A 21,074-nucleotide genomic window follows, 5' to 3' on the forward strand; every position below is an offset into this window, starting at 1 on the left:
CGGGTGTAGGTCTTTCGCTCTTGCATGGATCCTCCTGATGGGGCGAATCATATCGCCCTTAAGAGGTGTCCGGGATCATTAAGCCAGTTCAGCTTCGCTCCCATAGGTTTTTGCACCGTTTCCCTCACCGACTGGCATCAGGACCAGCCCCGTCAGATGTTGGCCGGCACGAAATCCGGGCCGCCCAGTTTGTCGCGCACCGTCACCGCCGAGCGCATCAACGGCGTCCACATGCCGTCCGGGCTGTTCCACGCCGCGCCCGCCCAGCGGGTATCGGCCACCAGCTCGGCCTTGTACCGTTCCAGCAGGCGCTTGAGAGCAACGGCGACGCTCCCCATGTCCACGTCAAACAGATCGCCATAGGGGCCTTGCGGCTGCTTGCGCTGTTTATCCTGGCAGAAACGGTAATACCAGACCCAGTCATGGGCGATGTAGATCGCCCGCGTGCGGTCCGGGTACGTCGCCAGCATCGTCAGCAGTGCCGAGACGAAGCGCATGGGAAAGCTGGCATCGTGGGTCTGGCGCCAGTACGGCATGATCAACTGATCGAACGCCGCCACCACGTTCTGCGGCTCGTCGTTATCGCTCTTGGCTTCGAGAAAGTAGAACGGCTCGCCCACCAGGAACTTGTCCAGATCGTTATTGGCCAACGCCAGCAACAGCACGTTGTCGTGTGGATTACTCATTGGATTCTCACTACGTCTCGGGTGGTCATCAACGTGTTGATGTCGTTGCCGTGGGCGATGGGCACGTTGTCCAGCACCGCTTCGCGCATGCCGCCCGGATGGGTCAGGCCGCCCGGCCGCCACAGCGAGTTCACCCCGCCTTCGTTACCGGTGGGCATCAGTACCTTGGGGTTGTCCAGGTTCATCATGTAGATGTCCTTGCCGACCAGCGATCCCGGATCGTAACCCAAGGCCGACTCCAGTACCGACACGTCGCCGGTTTTCTTGTATTCGGCGACCACGGCATTCAGGTCGGATTTTGCCATGACGAACTTGTTCGGGTTGAACGAGCCGTATTTGGGGTTGGCGATATCGTCCGCGGTGAACAGGAAACTCCCGCCCTCTTCCTCGAATGTCTTGAGGTGCTTATCGACATAGGGCCCTTCCAGATAATCCCGCGGCGGCGGTCGGCTGCCCTTGGGAATCGCCATGATATCGGCTTCGGTCACGCCCGCCTTGTAGGCCGCTGCGCGCGGTGTCGGGGCCGCGCCGAGGCGGGCCATTTTCGGCCCCAGGCCCAGCAGCGCCATGCCGGCAATGCCTTGGAGCAAATCGCGATAACCGGGGCCGAGGCGGTCGCCCAACTGACCCAACAACGCCATGCCCCCCATCATCGCGCCACCGATCACCACGAACCCGGCGAAGGCCGCCGCACCAGCCATCGCCGCCAGTACCGCAGCGGCGCCCATGGCGACCATGCCCAAGGCTTCCAGCCCTGTGTGCAGCCAGCCTTCGATATCGAGGACAAAGGCGACCGCAACCGTCGGCCCACCAATAAACGTGTTGGGGCTGCCGCTCTTGATGTGCGCACCGCAAACCATCTTGCTCTGCAACCGCGCCGCCGGCCTGCCGTTGATGAAAACCGTTGCGCTGCCTTCGGCGATCAGCACCGGGAATGGCCAGATCGGGTGATTCATCGGCAAACCCGAACACGAGGACGACACGTCTGCCCCCGCACGCATCGCGTTGCGGTTGTTGATCTGGACGTTGAGGCTGCCCATGATCAACACCCCCGTGGTCGGCTCGGGCAGGTTGAAGAGGGTGTTCAGGCCCTTGAGGATCTGGAACATCGACAGACCGCCCGCCGCAATCGAACCGGCCATGATCGCCAGCGCCACGCCGCCGGTCGCCACGGTGGCCGCGACCACCGCCGCACCGATCAACGCGCCGGCAACGGCCCCAGCCACCATCGCGGCGACACCAAAACCGTGGGCAATTTCATCGCCAAGGCGCGCAGCGGCCAGCATGTCCATTGGAGTTATCGTCTTCGCGCGGGGTAATCAGGCAGTCTGTGGACGCAGCTTGAGCGAGTGCATGGCCATCTTCCACGCCGGCTCGTGGTGCACGAGATCGTTCGGGGTGGTGGTCAGCGTCGTGATCAACCCCACGGGCTGGCGGTCGATGAACACCTGGCGCAGCATCAGTTCCCGACCTTCACGTTGCCAGCTGTAATCGAGCAACACCGCCCCATGGCCATGGAGCGCGAAATCCCAGCGCTTGATCAGGTTGAAGCCAGGTAGCTGCTGCTCGGCGCTTGCCAGTTGCGCGGCCACGTAGTCGCTGAACGGCGTATCGCCCCGGCCCGGGTCGCGGCTGATGACGAAACTGGCTTCCCTGGCCGTTCCGACGGCGGGCAGCTTGAAGATATTGATGCTCTGGTCCTGCCAACGGTCGGGAATGTCGAGGTCGGCTTCTTGGAGGCGATAGAGCGGCATGATTCGGGTTGTTTCCAGGCAAGGGAGTGGCGGAGTCAGCGGCAGATCTTCAAGCAATAGATTGTAACAATCAAGGCATCGGGAGGAGCCGTTTACGGGGCCATGACACCCGTCTCATTTCTCCCTCCCACAGCCTCCCTGGTCACCCATCTACCTGGCTTTTCAAGCCGTCTTGCACGTCAACCAGGCGCTCCAGAAAAGACTGCTGAAGAAGCGGGTAGCATCGCCGAATCCGGACTCCTGCAACAACGTCATGACAGCTGCCTCGGAATGCGGAGGGTCGGCACCTTCAAGGATCTTGCCGAGCTTGACCTTCACTTCATCCGGACTTGCGCCGTGCTGCCGCCAGCGTTGTCCCCAGGCCGCCAGCAGCAACGGCTGGCTGGCATAAGCGTATTGGTTCCCCGCCACGACCAGCGGAGCCCCCGGCTTCAAATGGGCCCGGATGGAGCGAAAGATCTGCCGCTTGGCCTCATCGCCATCGAGGTGATGGAACACGCCGATCAGGGTGGCGGCATCGTAGGACTCGTCCGCTGCCAGGTCCTGGACCTGACCAAGATGCAGGCATGTTCTTTCGAGCAAGCCGTTCGCCTCCAGCTGTTGCCTGGCGGCCTCCAGCATCGGCGCGGACGGGTCGACGGCAGTGAAGCGCCAACCTGGCTCCAACGCTGCCATTGCAATGATCTCCTGAGCCGTGCCGCCAGCGCCCACGACCAGGATGTTCGCCGAACCTGTCTGATCGAGGCTTGCCGCCAGCATGCAGGCGGCCAAGTCCTGGCAGGCGTCATACCCGGCCAACGCGATACGGCTTTGTCGGCCGTATTCATTGGCTCGGCAGGCATCGAATTTTGTAGCTGAGGGAAGTGAGGATGATTTCAAGGCGGTTCTCCTATGTCCTTGAACCAAGCTACGTCACCGGTTGAGATAATAAAAATTCATTAATTTCATGCGCCGCATTCCCATCAGGAATGGCGAACTCAATTCGAATTGAGTTGGGCGTCAGGGTAAGCTTCCCTCCAGCCCCCACGAGTTGCACAACCATGACCAACCAGGCGATGCGCCGTGCGCTATTGGCTTTGATTTTCCCGATGATGTGCGCGCCCGTGCACGCGGCAACGTGGCAGATCTGCCGCCTGGAGCTGCGCATCATCGAGGTGGTGAGGCAACCGTATCCACAGCTCCAGGCCCAGGTCCTGGAAGTAAGCCGTAAATCACCTGCGACCGAATGTCCGGAGGAAGGCTCGAGCCTCACGTTCACGCCGGAAACGCCCGATTACCAAGCCACACTACCCCGCAAGCAATGGCCTGGGAGGGGGCAGTCAGTGCGTGTCGACTACCGGTACCTGGATGGCATTTGCAAGGGCGATGGCAATAATTACCCGTGCCGCATCAGGCACTACCCGGTGGTGGGTCGCTAGACCGCTATCGCGAGCAGGCTCTGCACCACCGAAAAAAACCATAAAAAAAGGGCACCCGACTCCCTCGTCATGCCCTTTTTTCGTTGTCGCTTCATCCCCTCTGCCCGAGGGGGCCCACAGCAATTATTGGTTAACGCTGTCCTTCAACATCTTGCCCGGCTTGAAAGCGACCGTGTTGCTGGCCTTGATTTTCACCGGCTCACCGGTTTGTGGGTTCTTGCCGGTGCGGGCGCCACGGTGGCGTTGCAGGAAAGTGCCGAAGCCAACCAGGGTGACGCTGTCCTTGCGGTGCAGGGCGCCGGTGATTTCTTCCAGGACGGCGTTGAGGACGCGGTTGGCTTGTTCTTTGGTGAGGTCCGCTTTTTCCGCGATGGCGGCAGCGAGTTCTGGTTTACGCATGAATGAAGCCCCTTTGACGGTTTTTTTGTTGTTATGTCTGGACTGTTCTCTTGGGAAACAGCCTCTAAGGCACCGCAGGCTCTACACTGCGGCAGACGGGAGTGAGGATGGCACGGGCCCGGACACGACGCCAGTGTCCGCGCGACCTTTGTGGCATCAAAAGCATGGCTTTTGCGACAGAACCCCCAGTATTTACGCCAGCAAGGGCGGAAGTTCCTTGTTCAGGGCCAGTTTCTCCATCACCGCTGTGCCTGTCAGGGCATAGCCCAGCAAGTTGCCTTCGGCGTCGCGGCACAACGCCTTGATGTCGGAGCCCTGCCCCTCGACGCTCCAGGCACCTTCACGGCCCCGTGGCGGCGGCGATACGACCAACGGGCATACCGGTGTCTTTACGGTAATCGGCATCGGACCGTAGCCGACAGCGGTCGGATTGCCCGCCAGGGTCTGGGCCAGGGCGCGGGCGCAGCTCATCAGCGGCATCACGTACAACAGGTTCAAGCCATCGACCTCGGCGCAGTCGCCCAGGGCATAGATGTTGGCGTGGGATGTTTTCAACTGGCGGTCGACCACCACGCCCCGATTGACCATCAGGCCGGCGGCGGCCGCCAGGTCGATACGCGGACGCAGGCCGATGGCCGAGACCACCAGGTCGCAGGCGATCACCTGGCCGTCGGACAGGTGCGCCTCCAATCCATCGGCCGCCCGCTGCAGGCGGTTGAGTACCGGTCCCAGGTGGAAGCGCGCACCCAGGCTTTCCAGTCCAGCCTGCACCGCAACGGCGGCGGCCGGGTGCAGCAGCGTCGGCATGACCTGCTCGCAGGGCGCCACCAGTTGCACCTCGTAACCGCCGAGGATCAGGTCGTTGGCGAATTCACAACCGATCAGCCCGGCACCCAGCAACAGCACCCGGCGCTTGCCGGCAGCCGCGGCGCGAAAGCGCGCGTAGTCTTCCAGGTCGTTGATGGGGAAGATCAGGTCTGCCGCGTCACCCTGCACCGGTACGCGTACGGTTTCGGCGCCCCAGGCCAGGACCAGGTCGCGATAGTTCAGCGCTTCTTCGCCGATCCACAAGCGCTTGTGTCCCGGATCGATGCCGCTGATGCGGGTATGGGTGCGCACTTCGGCCTTCAACTGCTCGGCCATGGCCCCGGGCTCGGCCATGCTCAGGCCGTCGGCGTCCTTGTTCTTGCCAAAGCCGGTGGACAGCATCGGCTTGGAGTAGGAGCGGCCGTCGTCCGCGGTAATCAGCAGCAGCGGGGTTTCGCTATCAAGCTTGCGAAACTCCCGGGCCAGGTTGTAGCCGGCCAGGCCGGTACCGACGATGACGACAGGTGCGCTCATGTTGCTCTCCATGTAAAAAACAGTGGGAAACGATCAGCTGATATCGATCATTTCGAAATCCATTTTGCCGACACCGCAATCCGGGCATAGCCAATCGTCTGGAACGTCCTCCCAGCGGGTGCCAGGCGCGATGCCATCGTCAGGCCAGCCGTCAGCTTCGTTGTAGATCAGGCCACAGACGATACATTGCCACTTCTTCATTCCAATACTTCCTCAAGATGTCAGGCCTTGCCGGGATTTTCCGGCTCAGGGCCGTTTTGTACTGATCGCTTGCGGCAGATGCAAGCATGATCGGCCGGCTGCAGGCCGGGCCAGTCAAAACCCGCGTCCGACATGGTAAGCTCGCGGCCTCATTTGCTGCCATTCAAGACCTCTGTGCCGCATACAAATTCGATATTTCCTACACTTCAATGGTTGCCCCAGCACCTGCTGTCGCCCCGTCCCGATGCTGGTGTACTCGACTGGCTGTTCGACGAAGGTTCCCTGACCCGGCGCCTCACGCACCTGTCGGACGGACATTTCAGCGTGGCACCGTTGTTCGAGGGCTGGCAGCCATTGCGCGATGACGAGTGTGCCGCGCTGGACCTGGCCCCAGGCAGCGAAGGCTGGGTGCGCGAGGTGTATCTGCATGGCCATGGCGAGCCTTGGGTGTTCGCCCGCAGCGTGGCGGCCCGCAGTGCATTGCAGGGCGATGGGTTGCAGATGGACGGGCTGGGCAGCCGTTCCTTGGGGGAGCTGTTGTTCTGCGACCAGGCCTTCCAGCGCGGCCCCATCGAGGTATGCCATTATCCCGAGCAGTGGCTGCCGCGCGACGCGCGCGCCGCTGAGTTGTGGGGCCGGCGCTCGCGTTTCGATCGCGGGGCGTTGAGTGTGCTGGTCGCGGAAATCTTCCTGCCGCGCCTGTGGAGCGTCGCCCGTGCCTATTCGGAGACTTACTGATGTACCTGCAACTGCTCAAGTCCTTGAACCGCCTCAACCCACGAGCCTGGGACTTCGTGCAATTGACCCGCATGGACAAGCCCATCGGCATTTATCTGTTGCTGTGGCCGACCCTGTGGGCACTGTGGATCGCCGGTAACGGCTCGCCGTCGCTGGCCAACATCGTGATTTTCGTCCTCGGCGTGACCCTGACCCGCGCCGGTGGCTGCGTGATCAACGATTGGGCCGACCGCAAGGTGGACGGCCACGTCAAGCGCACCGCACAGCGCCCGCTGGCCAGCGGCAAGATCAGTTCGAAGGAAGCCCTGGTGTTCTTCGCCGTGCTGATGGCCGTGAGTTTCCTGCTGGTACTGTGCACCAATACGCCGACAATCCTACTGTCCTTCGGCGGGCTGGCGCTGGCCCTCACCTACCCGTTCATGAAGCGCTACACCTACTACCCGCAAGTGGTCCTGGGCGCGGCGTTCTCCTGGGGCATGCCGATGGCGTTCACCGCCGAAACCGGCCATTTGCCGGCGGCCGCGTGGCTGCTGTACATCGCCAACCTGCTGTGGACAGTGGCCTACGACACCTACTACGCGATGACCGATCGGGATGATGATTTGCGGATCGGCGTGAAGTCCACGGCGATCCTGTTCGGCGATGCCGACCGGGTGATCAATCTGACGCTGCAGGGCCTGGCCCTGGGCTGCCTGCTGCTGGCCGGTTCGCAGTTCAAGCTGGGCGGCTGGTTCCACCTGGGGCTGGTGGTTGCGGCCGGATGTTTTGTCTGGGAGTTCTGGTACACCCGTGGCCGCGACCGGATGCGCTGCTTCCAGGCGTTCCTGCACAACCACTGGGCCGGGTTGGCGATTTTCGTGGGGATCGTGCTGGATTATGGGTTGCGCTGAGGTCAACTGTGGTGAGGGGATTTATCCCTTCGCCACAATTGAATTTTCATCAGCCCAAGCGGGTGGTTCGTCAGTCGGCCTTCGCGGCCTTCCAGGCGCCGTTCTTCAGACCGTCACCGGTCGCTTCTCCTGGCGCCTTGTCCTTGATGAAGGTGTATAGAGGCTTGCCATTGTAAGCCCACTGCATAGAGCCATCCTCTCGCTTGATCACCGTCCATTTGCCCATGGATTTGGCATTTTTGTCCGCCATGAGCGGTGGCCAGTTGGTTGCGCATTGGCCATTGCACGCCGATTTGCCATCCGCGTCCTCAGCAAACGTATACAACGTCATGCTCTTGTGGTCCGTCAGCATGCCATTCTCTTTATCGACCATCGCCGGCTCGGCCGCAAACGCCAACGCAGGCAGCGCCAGGGCAGCCATCATCGCCAGCGCCTTGGTGGTTTGGGTGAAGTAAGTCATGGAAACCTTCTTTTGTGGTTGTCAGGATTCGGACTGAAAAGCGTAGTCCAGAATCCTCCTTACCGTTGGACGCGGAAATAACTGTCACACGACTGCAATAATTCCGTTATCTAATGCGGCGCAAGACAGTTAAATGACAAGAGGATTACCCCATGGTTGGCAGGAGCATTCTGATCGTCGACGACGAGGCGCCCATCCGCGAGATGATTGCCGTTGCGTTGGAGATGGCCGGCTATGACTGCATGGAAGCAGAGAACTCCCAACAGGCCCACGCCATCATCGTCGACCGCAAGCCCGATCTGATCCTGCTGGACTGGATGCTGCCCGGCACGTCCGGCATCGAGCTGGCGCGCCGCCTCAAGCGCGATGAGCTGACCGGGGACATCCCGATCATCATGCTCACCGCCAAGGGCGAGGAAGACAACAAGATCCAGGGCCTGGAAGTGGGCGCGGATGACTACATCACCAAGCCGTTTTCCCCACGGGAGTTGGTGGCGCGCCTGAAAGCCGTGTTGCGTCGCGCCGGGCCAACCGATGGCGAAGCGCCGATTGAAGTCGGCGGCCTGCTGCTGGACCCCATCAGCCACCGCGTGACCATCGACGGCAAGCCCGCCGAGATGGGCCCGACCGAATATCGCCTGCTGCAATTCTTCATGACTCACCAGGAGCGCGCCTACACCCGCGGGCAACTGCTGGATCAGGTCTGGGGCGGCAACGTCTATGTCGAGGAACGCACCGTGGATGTGCACATCCGCCGCCTGCGCAAAGCCCTCGGTGACGCCTACGAGAATCTGGTACAAACCGTACGCGGCACCGGTTATCGTTTTTCTACCAAGGCATGAGAAAAGCGGCTGCGAGTTTCAAGCTACAAGCTGCAAGCAAAAGCCACTACCGACCCGCTTCAAACTTGCAGCTTGAAGCTTGCAGCTTTCAGCTGTTTCCAAAGGAAGCCCCGTGAATCAAAACTGGCATGGCACCCTGATTCGCCACATGTTGTTGCTGGTGACCGGCTGTTTGCTGATCGGCCTGATCAGCGGCTATTACGGCTGGAGCCTGGCCGCTGGGCTGGGGCTTTACCTGGCCTGGACCCTCAAGCAATTGCTGCGCCTGCATGAATGGCTACGCCTGCACAAACCCGACGAAGCGCCACCCGACGGCTATGGCCTGTGGGGCGAAGTGTTCGACAGCATCTATCACCTGCAACGGCGCGACCAGCGCGTGCGCGGCCGCCTGCAAGCGGTGATCGACCGGGTCCAGGAGTCCACAGCCGCGCTGAAAGACGCGGTGATCATGCTCGACAGCGATGGCAACCTGGAATGGTGGAACCGCGCCGCCGAGACTCTGCTGGGCCTCAAGACGCCCCAGGACAGCGGTCAGCCGGTGACCAACCTGGTACGTCATCCGCGCTTCAAGGAGTATTTCGAGCAGGACAACTACGCCGAGCCGCTGGAGATTCCCTCGCCCACCAACGACCGACTGCGCATCCAGTTGTACATCACCCGCTACGGCAACAACGAGCACTTGATGCTGGTGCGCGACGTCACCCGCATCCATCAGTTGGAACAGATGCGCAAGGACTTCATCGCCAACGTGTCCCACGAACTGCGCACACCGTTGACGGTGATCTGCGGTTACCTGGAGACCCTGCTCGACAACGTCGAAGAGGTGAACCCACGCTGGAGTCGAGCCTTGCAGCAAATGCAGCAACAGGGCGGACGCATGCAGACCCTGCTCAACGATTTGCTGTTGCTGGCAAAGCTGGAGGCCACCGATTACCCGTCGGACAACCAGCCGGTACCCGTCGACGACCTGCTGCAGATCATCAGCGAGGACGCCCAGGAGCTATCCGGTCCCAAGCAGCAGACCATTACCCAGGAAGTTGACCCTGCGGTGCAGCTCAAGGGCAGCGAGGCGGAACTGCGCAGCGCGTTTTCCAACCTGGTGTTCAACGCGGTCAAGTACACGCCGGAGCAAGGCCGCATCCACATCCGTTGGTGGGGCGATGTGCAAGGTGCGCATCTGAGTGTGCAGGATTCGGGTATCGGCATCGACAGCAAACACCTGCCCCGCCTGACCGAGCGCTTCTACCGCGTCGACTCCAGTCGCAACTCAAACACGGGAGGCACCGGGTTGGGCCTGGCCATCGTCAAGCACGTGCTGCTGCGTCATCGCGGGCGCATGGAAATCAGTAGCGTACCCGCCCACGGCAGCACATTTACCTGCCACTTCGCCCCGGCGCAGGTGGTCCACGCACGTCTCGCCAGCCGTGCCGATTGACACCGATCGGTACTTCCCTCTAGGCAATCGCCGAGTCAGCCGCTACATTGGCTGACTTCTGCCTGCTTTTTCAGGCCCTCATTTTTAACCTCTACAGCTACTACGGAACCTGCAAAACTCCATCATGGACCCTTCCCCTGGCTTGTCCCTCGTTACACTCTTCGCCGAATTCGGCATGATTCTTTTTGCTCTGGTCCTGGTTCTGCTCAACGGTTTTTTCGTTGCGGCCGAATTCGCCATGGTCAAGCTACGCTCGACCCGGGTCGAAGCCATTGCCGACCAGAACGGCTGGCGCGGGCACATCCTGCGCACCGTCCACAGTCAGCTCGACGCCTATCTGTCCGCCTGTCAGCTGGGTATCACCCTCGCCTCCCTGGGCCTGGGCTGGGTGGGCGAGCCGGCGTTCGCCCACATCCTCGAACCGTTGCTGGACCTGGTAGGCGTTCAGTCGCCAGAGTTGATCAAGGGTATTTCGTTTTTCACCGCGTTCTTCATTATTTCGTACCTGCACATCGTGGTCGGTGAGCTGGCGCCCAAATCCTGGGCGATCCGCAAACCCGAGCTGCTGTCGCTGTGGACCGCCGTGCCGCTGTACCTGTTCTACTGGCTCATGTACCCGGCGATCTATCTGCTCAATGCCAGCGCCAACGCCATCCTGCGCATCGCCGGCCAAGGCGAACCCGGCCCTCATCACGAGCACCATTACAGCCGTGAAGAGCTGAAGCTGATCCTGCACTCCAGCCGTGGCCAGGACCCGAGCGACCAGGGCATGCGCGTCCTCGCGTCGGCCGTGGAGATGGGCGAGCTGGAAGTGGTGGATTGGGCCAACTCCCGGGAAGACCTGGTGACGCTGGAATTCAATGCGCCACTCAAGGAAATCCTGGCGCTGTTCCGTCGTCACAAGTTCAGCCGCTACCCGGTGTACGACAGCGAGCGCCAGGAGTTCGTCGGCCTGTTGCACATCAAGGACCTGTTGCTGGAACTGGCAGCCCTGGACCACATCCCCGAGTCGTTCAACCTGGCCGAACTGACCCGTCCCCTGGAGCGCGTATCCCGGCACATGCCGTTGTCGCAATTGCTGGAGCAGTTCCGCAAGGGCGGCTCGCACTTCGCCGTGGTCGAGGAAGCCGACGGCAACATCATCGGCTACCTGACCATGGAAGACGTGCTGGAAGTGCTGGTGGGCGATATCCAGGACGAACACCGCAAGGCCGAGCGCGGCATTCTGGCCTACCAGCCGGGCAAGCTGCTGGTACGCGGCGACACGCCACTGTTCAAGGTCGAGCGCCTGCTGGGGATCGACCTGGACCATATCGAAGCCGAGACGCTTGCCGGGCTGGTCTACGAAACCCTCAAGCGAGTGCCGGAAGAGGAAGAAGTGCTGGAAGTCGAAGGCCTGCGGATCATCATCAAGAAGATGAAAGGGCCGAAGATCATTCTGGCGAAGGTGTTGATGCTCGATTGAGTCGTTGACTCAAGATCCGCGGCGCTGCCATCGCGAGCAGGCTCGCTCCCACATGGATCCCTGTTTGCCGAGAGTTTGTGTTCACAGCAGGTCCATTGTGGGAGCGAGCCTGCTCGCGATGGCGTCAGCCCTGACACCCCATCACTGCTTGCCCACCGCAAAGTTGGGCAACTCCCCCACCGGTTGATCGAACTGGTAGGGAATCGACACCAGCCCCAACCCGGTGTTGCGCTGCACCACGAAATGCAGGTGCGGTCCGGAGCTGTTGCCGGTGTTGCCCGATAACGCCAAGGGCGTGCCCACCGCCACCCGCTGCCCTTCCCGAACGCTCACCGAACCTTTCTGCAGATGCAGATAGACACCCATGGTGCCGTCGTCGTGCAACACCCGCACGAAGTTGCCCGAAGGGTCGTCGCCACGGCCGGTCTGTTCATTCTCGGTCTTGATCACCACGCCGCCCCGCGCCGCAATGATCGGCGTACCTACGGGCATGGCGATGTCCATGGCGTAGCGGTTCTTCGGACCGTAGTGGCTGTACTGACCGTTGGCGCCCTGGCTCAGCCGGAACGGTCCACCGCGCCATGGCAACGGGTAGCGATAGGCCTGTGCCGCGTCCGTCGGGTCACCCAGCGAATATTCGAACCTGGGGGTGTACATCAACGGCTTTGCGGGCTGGATGGCCGTGAGCAGCGCCAGGCGCAGGTTGCTGCGCGCCGGCAGGACCCGCCGAATCGGCCGGCTCGGTGCTCCGCTCACATTGTCCAGGCCGGCGAAACTCAACTCGATCTCAACCGGTGCGTACAGGTCATTGCGTACGAACACAGCGTCCGCACCCTTTTGCTTCTTGATATCGAGAAACACCTGACGCTCCAGGTGCTCGACCATGCGGTCGCGAAAGACGAACACCTGGGCGCCTCGGCTGGGGCGGTCGCTATAGGACACCACGCCGTTGGCATCGGTGGATTTGTAGATGGTCATGGCCATGGCCGACGTGGAGGCCAGTACAAGACTGCAGGCGAACAACAAGGGCGCGAGCATGGGCAAAGGTTCTGTCGAAAATGTAGGCTTGCACAGCAGCCTAGCAGTTGGGATGGACCCGCGTAATCGACGGATGTTTCAGAGTTGAATCAATGAGGTGATCGTTCCCACGCTCCGCGTGGGAAAGCAGCCTGGGACGCTCCGCGGCCCTCAAAACCGAACGCAGAGCGTCCGTGGAGGCATTCCCACGCAGAGCGTGGGAACGATCTCTGAAAGCGCCGCTGGATCAGGCGCCCGGTACGAAGTGCTTCTGCGCGGTACCGCGGGCGATCAGGCGGGAGATGTAGTCGAGTTTCTGCGGGTCTTTGTCGACGAAGCGGAAGGTCAGTTGCAGCCACTCGCTGTCCGGCGTCTGTTCGTGGGCAACGATAGCGTGCAGGTAGCCGTTCAGGCGCGCGGTTTCGGCGTTGTCGCCCTGCTCCATGTCCAGCACCGAGCTTTCGAGCACTTGCGGCAGAGTATCGGAGCGTTTGACCAGCAGCAGCGCTTCCTTGAGGCTCAGGGCCTTGATCACGCATTGCTGGGTGCCACTGGCCAGGCGCAGCTGGCCCTGGCCGCGGTTGGCGCCGACGGAAGCGGATGCTACAGGCGCCTTGACCGGCGGGCTGTTGAGCAGACCACGGGCCGGCGCAGCGGCAGGGGCGGCCGGTGCCGCAGCGGCTGGCCTGGTGGGCGCAGGCGCAGTAGCGGCGACGACCGGAGCCGCCTTGCCGCCCGTCAGGGCACTGAGGGAATCATTGCCGAACGCGGAGTTCATCTTGGTCGGCGCGCTGTTCATCAGGGTGTCGAGCTTGCCGACCTTGTGCAGGGCCTGCTTGACCTTGGTCAGCAACTGTTCGTTGGTGAAGGGCTTGCTGACATAACCGGAAACACCGGCCTGGATCGCCTGGACCACGTTTTCCTTGTCACCACGGCTGGTGACCATGACGAACGGCATGCCCTTGAGGTTGTCCTGCTGACGGCACCAGGTCAACAACTCAAGGCCGGACATTTCCGGCATTTCCCAATCGCACAGCACCAGGTCGAACGCCTCGCGGGCCAGCAGAGCCTGGGCTTTTCTGCCGTTCACTGCATCTTCGATACGGATGCCCGGGAAGTAATTGCGCAGGCACTTCTTCACCAGGTCACGAATGAACGACGCATCGTCCACGACCAACACACTGACCTTACTCATCCAGATACACCTCTAAAAAATCCCGGCAAGCATACCGCTTTTACTGATGGCACATCGCCAAAAACCGTCAGTCACGCCGGGACTTTTCGTTCACGGGGTGCTGCTGTCGATAAAAAAATGGCAAAAAAAAAGCCCGACCAGAAGGCCGGGCGCTTTTCCTGGCAATCCTACTTATCGTCAAATTCACCCGGAACATTAGGGGTTTCCGACGGGGTGCCCTCAACTTCTTCCTTCATGCGCTTGAGCCCCATGTGCCGTACGTCGGTACCGCGCACCAGGTAGATCACAAGTTCGGAGATGTTACGCGCATGATCACCGATACGCTCCAGGGAACGCAGCACCCAGATGATGCTCAACACCCGGGAGATCGAGCGCGGGTCTTCCATCATGTAGGTCGCCAGCTCACGCAGGGCGGTCTTGTATTCGCGGTCGATGATCTTGTCGTATTGGGCCACCGACAACGCCAGGTCGGCGTCGAAGCGAGCGAAGGCGTCCAGCGCATCGCGAACCATGTTGCGAACCTGGTCGCCGATGTGGCGAACCTCGACGTAGCCGCGCGGCGCCTCGCCTTCTTCGCACAACTGAATGGCACGACGGGCGATCTTGGTGGCTTCGTCGCCAATCCGCTCGAGATCGATCACCGATTTGGAAATGCTGATGATCAACCTCAGGTCGGAAGCGGCCGGCTGGCGGCGAGCCAGGATGCGCAAGCACTCTTCGTCGATGTTGCGTTCCATCTGGTTGATCTGGTCGTCGATCTCGCGCACCTGCTGGGCCAGGCCGGAGTCGGCCTCGATCAGCGCGGTCACCGCGTCATTGACCTGCTTTTCCACCAGGCCGCCCATGGCCAGCAGGTGACTGCGTACCTCCTCCAGCTCGGCGTTGAACTGGGCGGAAATGTGGTGAGTAAGGCCTTCCTTCGAAATCATGGGTTTGCTCCGCAAAAGCTGTGAGCTGCAAGCTACAAGCTGCAAGCTGATGTGTGTCGTGACTCGTACCGCTTTGACTTGCCGCTTGAAGCCCGCGGCTCGCAGCTGCCGCTAGCCATAGCGGCCCGTGATGTAGTCTTCGGTCTGCTTCTTGGCCGGATTGGTAAACAAGGTGTCGGTATCGCCGAATTCCACCAGCTTGCCCATGTACATGAAGGCCGTGTAGTCGGAAACCCGCGCCGCCTGCTGCATGTTGTGGGTCACGATGACGATGGTGAACTTGGACTTGAGCTCGTAGATCAACTCTTCGACCTTCAAGGTCGAGATCGGGTCCAGGGCCGAGCAGGGTTCGTCGAGCAGCAACACTTCCGGTTCCACGGCGATGGTGCGGGCAATCACCAGGCGTTGCTGCTGGCCACCGGACAGGCCCAGGGCCGAATCATGCAGGCGGTCCTTGACCTCATCCCACAGCGCCGCGCCCTTGAGGGCCCATTCCACGGCTTCGTCGAGAATGCGCTTCTTGTTGATGCCCTGGATGCGCAGGCCGTAGACCACGTTTTCGTAGATGGTCTTCGGGAACGGGTTGGGCTTCTGGAACACCATGCCCACGCGACGGCGCAGCTCCGCAACGTCTTCGCCCTTGCGGTAGATGTTGTTGCCGTAGAGGTTGATTTCACCTTCGACGCGGCAACCGTCCACCAGGTCGTTCATACGGTTGAAGGTACGCAGCAAGGTCGACTTGCCGCAGCCCGACGGACCGATGAACGCGGTCACGCGTTGTTTCGGGATGTTCAGGCTGACGTCGTACAGCGCTTGCTTCTGGCCATAGAACAGGCTCAGGCCAGGCACTTCGATGGCGACGGTTTCCTCGGCCAGGTTCAGGCTCTGCTTGTTGCGACCCAGGGCCGACATGTTGATGCCGTGTGTATGTGCTTCGTGTTGCATGGGCTCACTCCGTTCGTAGCTGCAAGCTTTGAGCTGCAAGCTGCAAGTTTGGGCAAAAGCGGCTTCTAGCTTGCCGCTTGTAGCTATTGGCTGTTAGCTATCCAACGCCTTGTACTTCTCGCGCAGGTGGTTACGGATCCACACGGCCGACAGGTTCAACGTGGCGATCACCACTACCAGCAGCAACGCCGTGGCATAGACCAGGGGGCGCGCCGCTTCGACGTTCGGGCTCTGGAAGCCTACGTCATAGATGTGGAAGCCCAAGTGCATGATCTTCTGGTCCAGGTGCACGTAGGGGTAGTTGCCATCCAGCGGCAGCGACGGCGCCAGTTTCACCACACCCACCAGCATCAGCGGCGCCACTTCACCGGCGGCGCGGGCCACCGCGAGGATCATGCCGGTCATCATCGCCGGGCTCGCCATCGGCAGGACGATCTTCCACAGGGTCTCGGCCTTGGTGGCACCGAGGGCCAGGGAACCTTCACGCACGGTTCGCGGGATTCGCGCCAGGCCTTCTTCGGTCGCCACGATCACCACCGGCACCGCCAGCAGGGCCAGGGTCAGGGAGGCCCAGAGCAGGCCCGGGGTGCCGAAGGTCGGCGCTGGCAGCGCTTCGGGGAAGAACAGACGGTCAACCGAGCCGCCCAGCACATAGACGAAGAAGCCCAGGCCGAACACGCCATAAACGATGGCCGGCACGCCCGCCAGGTTGTTCACCGCAATGCGGATCAGGCGGGTCATCGGGCCCTGGCGGGCGTATTCACGCAGGTAGACCGCCGCCAGCACGCCGAATGGTGTCACGATCATCGCCATGATCAGGGTCATCATCACCGTGCCGAAAATCGCCGGGAAGATCCCGCCTTCGGTGTTGGCTTCACGGGGGTCGTCGCTGAGGAACTCCCAGACCTTGCTGAAGTAGAAACCGAGCTTGGTGAAGGTGCCCATGCCGTTCGGCTGATAAGCGTGCACCACTTTGCCGATGCCAATTTCCACTTCCTTGCCGTTGGCATCGCGGGCGGTCAGGCTGTCGCGGTTGAACTGGGTGTGCAGGTCGGTCAGGCGCGCTTCAATTTCCTTGTAGCGCGCATCGAGCTCGGCACGTTCACTGGCCATGTCGGCTTGGGCGGCGGCGTCGAGCTTGCCCTCCAGCTCCAGCTTGCGACCGTGCAGGCGGATACGCTCCAGGCCGGCGTTGATGGCGCCGATGTCGGATTTTTCCAGGGTCTTGAGTTCCGCGGCGAGCTGATTGACCCGCGCAATGCGAGCCTGCAACTGCGGCCAGGCGGCCTCGCCCTCGGCAACGACCTTGCCTTCTTCCTTGACGTTGACCAGGTAGCCGTAGAAGTTGCCCCACTCACGGCGCTCGATGGCCATCAGCTCCGGCGGCGTGGTCTGGTCGCTCAGCCAGTCGCCGACGATCCAGGTGAAGTCGGTACCGTTCAGGTCCCGGTTGCCGACCTTGATCAGCTCGCGGGTCATGAACTCGGGGCCTTCGTCCGGCACCGGCAGGCCGGCGCTCTTCAGGCGCTCACGAGGCACTTCTTCCTTCTGCACCACTTCACCGACCACCAGGTGCGCGGGCATGCCCGGCACGTTGTAGTTGGCGTGGATCAGGTCCGCCGGCCAGAAATGGCCCAGGCCGCGCACGGCGATCACCGCCAGCAGGCCAATGGTCATGATGACAGCGATGGACACTGCGCCGCCGCTGATCCAGACGCCGGGGGCGCCGCTCTTGAACCATCCTTTCAGGGAGTTCTGTTTCACAGACTTCTACCTTTCTTAAAGCGACGAATATTTCTTGCGCAGACGCTGACGGATCAGCTCAGCGAGGGTGTTCATGACGAACGTGAACAACAGCAACACCAGCGCCGACAGGAACAGCACGCGGTAATGGCTGCCGCCGACCTCCGATTCAGGCATTTCCACCGCCACGTTGGCTGCCAGGGTCCGCAGGCCTTCGAACAGGTTCATCTCCATGACCGGCGTGTTACCGGTGGCCATCAAGACGATCATGGTTTCGCCCACCGCACGGCCCATGCCGATCATCAGCGCCGAGAAGATGCCCGGGCTGGCGGTTAGGATCACCACGCGGGTCATGGTCTGCCAAGGCGTGGCCCCCAGGGCCAGGGAGCCCAGGGTCAGGCCGCGCGGCACACTGAACACGGCGTCTTCGGCGATGGAGTAGATGTTCGGGATCACCGCGAAGCCCATCGCCAGGCCCACCACCAGGGCGTTGCGCTGGTCGTAGGTGATGCCCAGGTCATGGGAGATCCACATGCGCATGTCGCCGCCAAAGAACCAGGCTTCCATGTACGGGCTCATGTACAGCGAGAGCCAGCCCACGAACAGGATCACCGGAATCAGCAAGGCACTTTCCCAGCCGTCCGGCACCCTCAGGCGAACGGACTCCGGCAGGCGGCTGAAGACGAAACCGGCCACCAGGATGCCAATCGGCAACAGCATCAGCAGGCTGAAAATGCCTGGCAGGTGCCCTTCAACGTAAGGTGCCAGGAACAGGCCGGCGAAGAAGCCGAGGATCACCGTCGGCATGGCCTCCATCAATTCGATCACCGGCTTGACCTTGCGGCGCATGCCCGGAGCCATGAAGTACGCAGTGTAGATGGCGGCAGCCACCGCCAGGGGAGCCGCCAGCAACATGGCGTAGAACGCGGCTTTCAGCGTACCGAAGGTCAGCGGCGACAGGCTCAGCTTGGGTTCGAAGTCGGTGTTGGCGGCGGTCGATTGCCAGACGTATTTAGGCTCGTCGTAGTTCTCGTACCAGACCTTGCCCCACAACGCGCTCCAGGAGACTTCCGGGTGCGGGTTGTCCAGCGACAGCGGCTGGAGCTTGCCGCCCTGCTCCACGATCAGCCGGTTGGCCCGTGGCGACATGCCGAACACGCCCTGCCCATCGACTACCTGGTCCACCAGCAATGTGCGGTGGGCGGTGCTGTGGAACACACCCAGCTTACCGGCGGCGTCGAGGGCGACGAAGCCTTTGCGACGCTCTTCGGCGGTGATCTCGACGATGGGCGCGGTGCCCATCTGGAAGGTGCGGATCTCTTTCAGGCGTTGCTCGCCGTCAGGATCCCGGGCCATGAACCATTGGGACAAACCGCCCTTGGAGTCCCCGACGATCAACGAAATCCCACCCACCAGTTGGGTCGCGGTGGTCACCTGGGCGTCGGCGTTTTCCAGTAATTTGTAACGGCCATTGAGGCTCTTGTCCCGCAGGCTGAACACATCGGCCTGGGCCCGACCATTGACCACGTACAACCACTGCTGGCGCGGGTCGACGAAGATGTTCTTCACCGGCTCGGTCATCTGCGGCAGATCGATTCGCGTCTGCTCGCTGGTGACTTCACCGGTCATCATGTTTTCTTCGCTGGTAATCGACAGCACGTGCAACTGGGCGCCGCTGGAACCGGCGATCAGCAGGGCCGAATCGGTGGCATTGAGGCTGACATGCTCCAGCGCAGCGCCCTGCTCGTTCAAGACGATAGGCGTTTCGCCATAAGGGTATTCGACGGCCGGCGAGATGGTCTTCTTGCCGTCCGGGTAGCTGACCTTATACGTGTGACGGAACACCAGGGCCTGGCCATTGGACAGACCGATGGCCACCAGCGGGCTGCCGGGCTGGTCTTCGCCAATGGACGTCACGTTGGCGCCGGCTGGTACCGGCAGGTCGACACGACGCAGCTCGGCACCGCTGTCAATGTCATAGAACAACGCCTGCCCCTTGTCGGAAACCCGCATGGCGACCTGGTTCTGTTCTTCGATGGCGATCAGCAGTGGCTTACCGGCGTCCTGCATCCAGGCCGGCGTGATCGAGTCCTTGGCGGTCAGGTCCGCGCCCTGGAACAGGGGCAGCACTACATAGGCCAGGAAAAAGAAAATCAGGGTGATGGCCGCCAGGACGGCAAGCCCGCCGACCAGGACGTACCAGCGGGTCAGGCGGTCCTTGAGCGCACGGATACGGCGCTTGCGTTGCAACTCAGGCGTATTGAAATCAATGCGCTTGGGAGGGGAAGTCGTAGTCATTGTGGAATTGGCCAGATCATTCATGCGCACACCCTAGCGATCCTGTATGACAGAAAGATGACAATGCAGTGACGCAACAAATCCGCCGCCCGTGGAAACTGGCAGCGGAGAGGAAATTAGTGTCTGTGGGAGCGGGCTTGCTCGCGATGAGGACGTCACATTCAACAGCTGTGTCGACTGACCCACCGCTATCGCGAGCAAGCACGCTCCCACAAGAGGCCGGGCGTTGGCCCGGGCTCAAGTGTTACTGCTTGGCGACGTTGCCGCCTTCCGACAGCCCCAGATCAGCCAGTGCCTTGGCGGCTACTTTGGCTGGCAGCGGGATGTAGCCATCCTTGACCACGACTTCCTGGCCTTGCTTGGACAGGACCAGCTTCACGAACTCGGCTTCCAGCGGCGCCAGAGGCTTGTTCGGAGCCTTGTTGACGTACACGTAGAGGAAACGCGACAGCGGGTATTTGCCGTTCAGTGCGTTTTCTTCGGTGTCTTCAATGAACTCGGTGCTGCCTTTCTTGGCCAGGGCCACGGTTTTCACGCTGGCGGTCTTGTAGCCGATACCCGAATAACCCACGCCGTTCAGCGAGGAACTGATCGACTGAACGACCGAAGCCGAGCCAGGTTGTTCGTTGACGTTTGGCTTGTAGTCGCCTTTGCACAGGGCTTCTTCCTTGAAGTAGCCGTAGGTGCCGGATACCGAGTTGCGACCGAACAGTTGAACCGGCTTGTTGGCCAGGTCGCCGGTCACGCCCAGGTCGCCCCAGGTCTTGACGTCAGCCTTGGCGCCGCACAGGCGGGTGGACGAGAAGATCGCATCGACCTGTTCCATGGTCAGGTGCTGGATCGGGTTGTCCTTGTGCACGAATACAGCCAGGGCGTCCACGGCAACCGGGATAGCGGTTGGCTTGTAGCCATACTTCTGTTCGAAGGCCTGCAGTTCGTTGTCCTTCATCTTGCGGCTCATCGGGCCCAGGTTAGCGGTGCCTTCGGTGAGTGCGGGCGGCGCGGTGGAGGAACCGGCGGCCTGGATCTGGATGTTTACGTTCGGGTATTCCTTCTTGTAGTTCTCGGCCCACAAGGTCATCAGGTTTGCCAGGGTATCGGAGCCGACGCTGGAGAGGTTGCCCGACACACCAGTGGTCTTGGTGTAGCTCGGGATCGCAGGGTCAACAGCGGCAACCGCGTTGGCAGTCGCAACGCCAGCAGCGACAAAAGTCATTGCCGCCATCAAACGCTTCAGTTTCATGCCTTACTCCTAGCAGATAGGGTGTGTTAAGTCGGCCAAGTATCGGTAAGCCGTGTGAACACTCTATGGCTGAAA

21 protein-coding genes are annotated in these 21,074 nt (G+C 61.5%); 6 read left to right on the top strand and 15 right to left on the bottom strand.

Annotated features, from left to right (window positions below; genetic code table 11):
* Positions 1–152: 152 nt before the first annotated feature.
* From FBX99_RS21060 to FBX99_RS21075, 4 genes are all read right to left on the bottom strand, one after another.
* A complete protein-coding gene (locus FBX99_RS21060) occupies positions 153–686 on the bottom strand; it encodes a hypothetical protein (RefSeq protein WP_144929048.1) in 534 nt (177 codons plus the stop codon).
* A complete protein-coding gene (locus FBX99_RS21065; protein ID WP_145132769.1) occupies positions 683–1,978 on the bottom strand; it encodes a PAAR domain-containing protein in 1,296 nt (431 codons plus the stop codon). Before FBX99_RS21065 ends, FBX99_RS21060 begins: the two co-directional genes overlap by 4 nt.
* A 27-nt stretch (positions 1,979–2,005) precedes the next feature.
* A complete protein-coding gene (locus tag FBX99_RS21070) occupies positions 2,006–2,440 on the bottom strand; it encodes a DcrB-related protein (RefSeq protein WP_144929044.1) in 435 nt (144 codons plus the stop codon).
* Positions 2,441–2,602: 162 nt separating this feature from the next.
* The gene (locus FBX99_RS21075) at positions 2,603–3,319 is read right to left on the bottom strand and encodes a class I SAM-dependent methyltransferase (RefSeq protein ID WP_144929042.1); all 717 of its coding nucleotides are present in this window, start codon (positions 3,317–3,319) and stop codon (positions 2,603–2,605) included.
* Between the two features lie 176 nt (positions 3,320–3,495).
* Between FBX99_RS21075 and FBX99_RS21080 the strand changes: the two genes are divergently transcribed.
* Positions 3,496–3,858: a hypothetical protein gene (locus FBX99_RS21080; RefSeq protein WP_144929113.1), complete on the top strand. Its 363-nt coding sequence runs from the start codon at positions 3,496–3,498 to the stop codon at positions 3,856–3,858.
* A gap of 123 nt (positions 3,859–3,981) precedes the next feature.
* Here FBX99_RS21080 and FBX99_RS21085 read toward each other — a convergent pair whose 3' ends face one another.
* The 3 genes from FBX99_RS21085 to FBX99_RS21095 form a co-directional block, all read right to left on the bottom strand.
* Positions 3,982–4,257, bottom strand: a complete 276-nt coding sequence (locus tag FBX99_RS21085; RefSeq protein WP_144929040.1) for an HU family DNA-binding protein — start codon at positions 4,255–4,257, stop codon at positions 3,982–3,984.
* Positions 4,258–4,449: 192 nt separating this feature from the next.
* A complete protein-coding gene (locus FBX99_RS21090) occupies positions 4,450–5,598 on the bottom strand; it encodes an NAD(P)/FAD-dependent oxidoreductase (protein WP_145132771.1) in 1,149 nt (382 codons plus the stop codon).
* Positions 5,599–5,631: 33 nt separating this feature from the next.
* Positions 5,632–5,799 (bottom strand): rubredoxin, encoded by a 168-nt coding sequence (locus FBX99_RS21095; protein WP_144929036.1) that lies wholly within the window; start codon positions 5,797–5,799, stop codon positions 5,632–5,634.
* 174 nt (positions 5,800–5,973) lie between these two features.
* Between FBX99_RS21095 and FBX99_RS21100 the strand changes: the two genes are divergently transcribed.
* Positions 5,974–6,537, top strand: a complete 564-nt coding sequence (locus FBX99_RS21100; RefSeq protein ID WP_144929034.1) for a chorismate lyase — start codon at positions 5,974–5,976, stop codon at positions 6,535–6,537.
* Positions 6,537–7,427 (top strand): 4-hydroxybenzoate octaprenyltransferase, encoded by an 891-nt coding sequence (gene ubiA, locus FBX99_RS21105; RefSeq protein WP_144929032.1) that lies wholly within the window; start codon positions 6,537–6,539, stop codon positions 7,425–7,427. The genes FBX99_RS21100 and ubiA overlap by 1 nt, the downstream gene beginning before the upstream one ends.
* 70 nt (positions 7,428–7,497) lie before the next feature.
* Here the strand turns inward: ubiA and FBX99_RS21110 are convergent, their stop codons facing one another.
* Positions 7,498–7,887 carry a hypothetical protein gene (locus tag FBX99_RS21110; protein WP_144929030.1) on the bottom strand — a complete coding sequence of 130 codons (390 nt, stop codon included), beginning with the start codon at positions 7,885–7,887 and terminating at the stop codon, positions 7,498–7,500.
* Positions 7,888–8,039: 152 nt separating this feature from the next.
* On the opposite strand from FBX99_RS21110, the gene phoB reads away from it, so the two are divergent.
* The 3 genes from phoB to FBX99_RS21125 all read left to right on the top strand — a co-directional run bounded on the left by phoB (position 8,040) and on the right by FBX99_RS21125 (position 11,629).
* Positions 8,040–8,729: a phosphate regulon transcriptional regulator PhoB gene (phoB, locus tag FBX99_RS21115; RefSeq protein WP_003177195.1), complete on the top strand. Its 690-nt coding sequence runs from the start codon at positions 8,040–8,042 to the stop codon at positions 8,727–8,729.
* Between the two features lie 112 nt (positions 8,730–8,841).
* Complete coding sequence (phoR, locus tag FBX99_RS21120) at positions 8,842–10,164, top strand: phosphate regulon sensor histidine kinase PhoR (protein ID WP_145132773.1); 1,323 nt, start codon at positions 8,842–8,844, stop codon at positions 10,162–10,164.
* A gap of 124 nt (positions 10,165–10,288) precedes the next feature.
* Positions 10,289–11,629 carry a hemolysin family protein gene (locus FBX99_RS21125; protein ID WP_144929026.1) on the top strand — a complete coding sequence of 447 codons (1,341 nt, stop codon included), beginning with the start codon at positions 10,289–10,291 and terminating at the stop codon, positions 11,627–11,629.
* A 141-nt stretch (positions 11,630–11,770) separates the two neighbouring features.
* On the opposite strand, the gene FBX99_RS21130 is transcribed toward FBX99_RS21125, so the two are convergent.
* The 7 genes from FBX99_RS21130 to FBX99_RS21165 all read right to left on the bottom strand — a co-directional run bounded on the left by FBX99_RS21130 (position 11,771) and on the right by FBX99_RS21165 (position 20,999).
* Positions 11,771–12,667, bottom strand: a complete 897-nt coding sequence (locus tag FBX99_RS21130; RefSeq protein ID WP_145132775.1) for a M23 family metallopeptidase — start codon at positions 12,665–12,667, stop codon at positions 11,771–11,773.
* A gap of 226 nt (positions 12,668–12,893) precedes the next feature.
* Positions 12,894–13,841 carry a response regulator gene (locus FBX99_RS21135; RefSeq protein WP_144929022.1) on the bottom strand — a complete coding sequence of 316 codons (948 nt, stop codon included), beginning with the start codon at positions 13,839–13,841 and terminating at the stop codon, positions 12,894–12,896.
* A gap of 167 nt (positions 13,842–14,008) precedes the next feature.
* Positions 14,009–14,770, bottom strand: coding sequence for a phosphate signaling complex protein PhoU (gene phoU / locus FBX99_RS21140; RefSeq protein ID WP_144929020.1), 762 nt, complete (start codon positions 14,768–14,770; stop codon positions 14,009–14,011).
* A 111-nt stretch (positions 14,771–14,881) separates the two neighbouring features.
* Complete coding sequence (gene pstB / locus FBX99_RS21145) at positions 14,882–15,715, bottom strand: phosphate ABC transporter ATP-binding protein PstB (protein WP_047703856.1); 834 nt, start codon at positions 15,713–15,715, stop codon at positions 14,882–14,884.
* 93 nt (positions 15,716–15,808) lie between these two features.
* Positions 15,809–17,479, bottom strand: a complete 1,671-nt coding sequence (gene pstA, locus FBX99_RS21150) for a phosphate ABC transporter permease PstA (protein WP_144929018.1) — start codon at positions 17,477–17,479, stop codon at positions 15,809–15,811.
* Positions 17,480–17,494: 15 nt separating this feature from the next.
* Positions 17,495–19,528, bottom strand: coding sequence for an ABC transporter permease subunit (locus tag FBX99_RS21155; protein ID WP_178112025.1), 2,034 nt, complete (start codon positions 19,526–19,528; stop codon positions 17,495–17,497).
* A gap of 472 nt (positions 19,529–20,000) precedes the next feature.
* The gene (locus FBX99_RS21165) at positions 20,001–20,999 is read right to left on the bottom strand and encodes a phosphate ABC transporter substrate-binding protein PstS (protein ID WP_144929014.1); all 999 of its coding nucleotides are present in this window, start codon (positions 20,997–20,999) and stop codon (positions 20,001–20,003) included.
* Positions 21,000–21,074: the final 75 nt, after the last annotated feature.

This window comes from Pseudomonas sp. SJZ074 (genome assembly GCF_007828215.1).
GTDB lineage: Bacteria > Pseudomonadota > Gammaproteobacteria > Pseudomonadales > Pseudomonadaceae > Aquipseudomonas.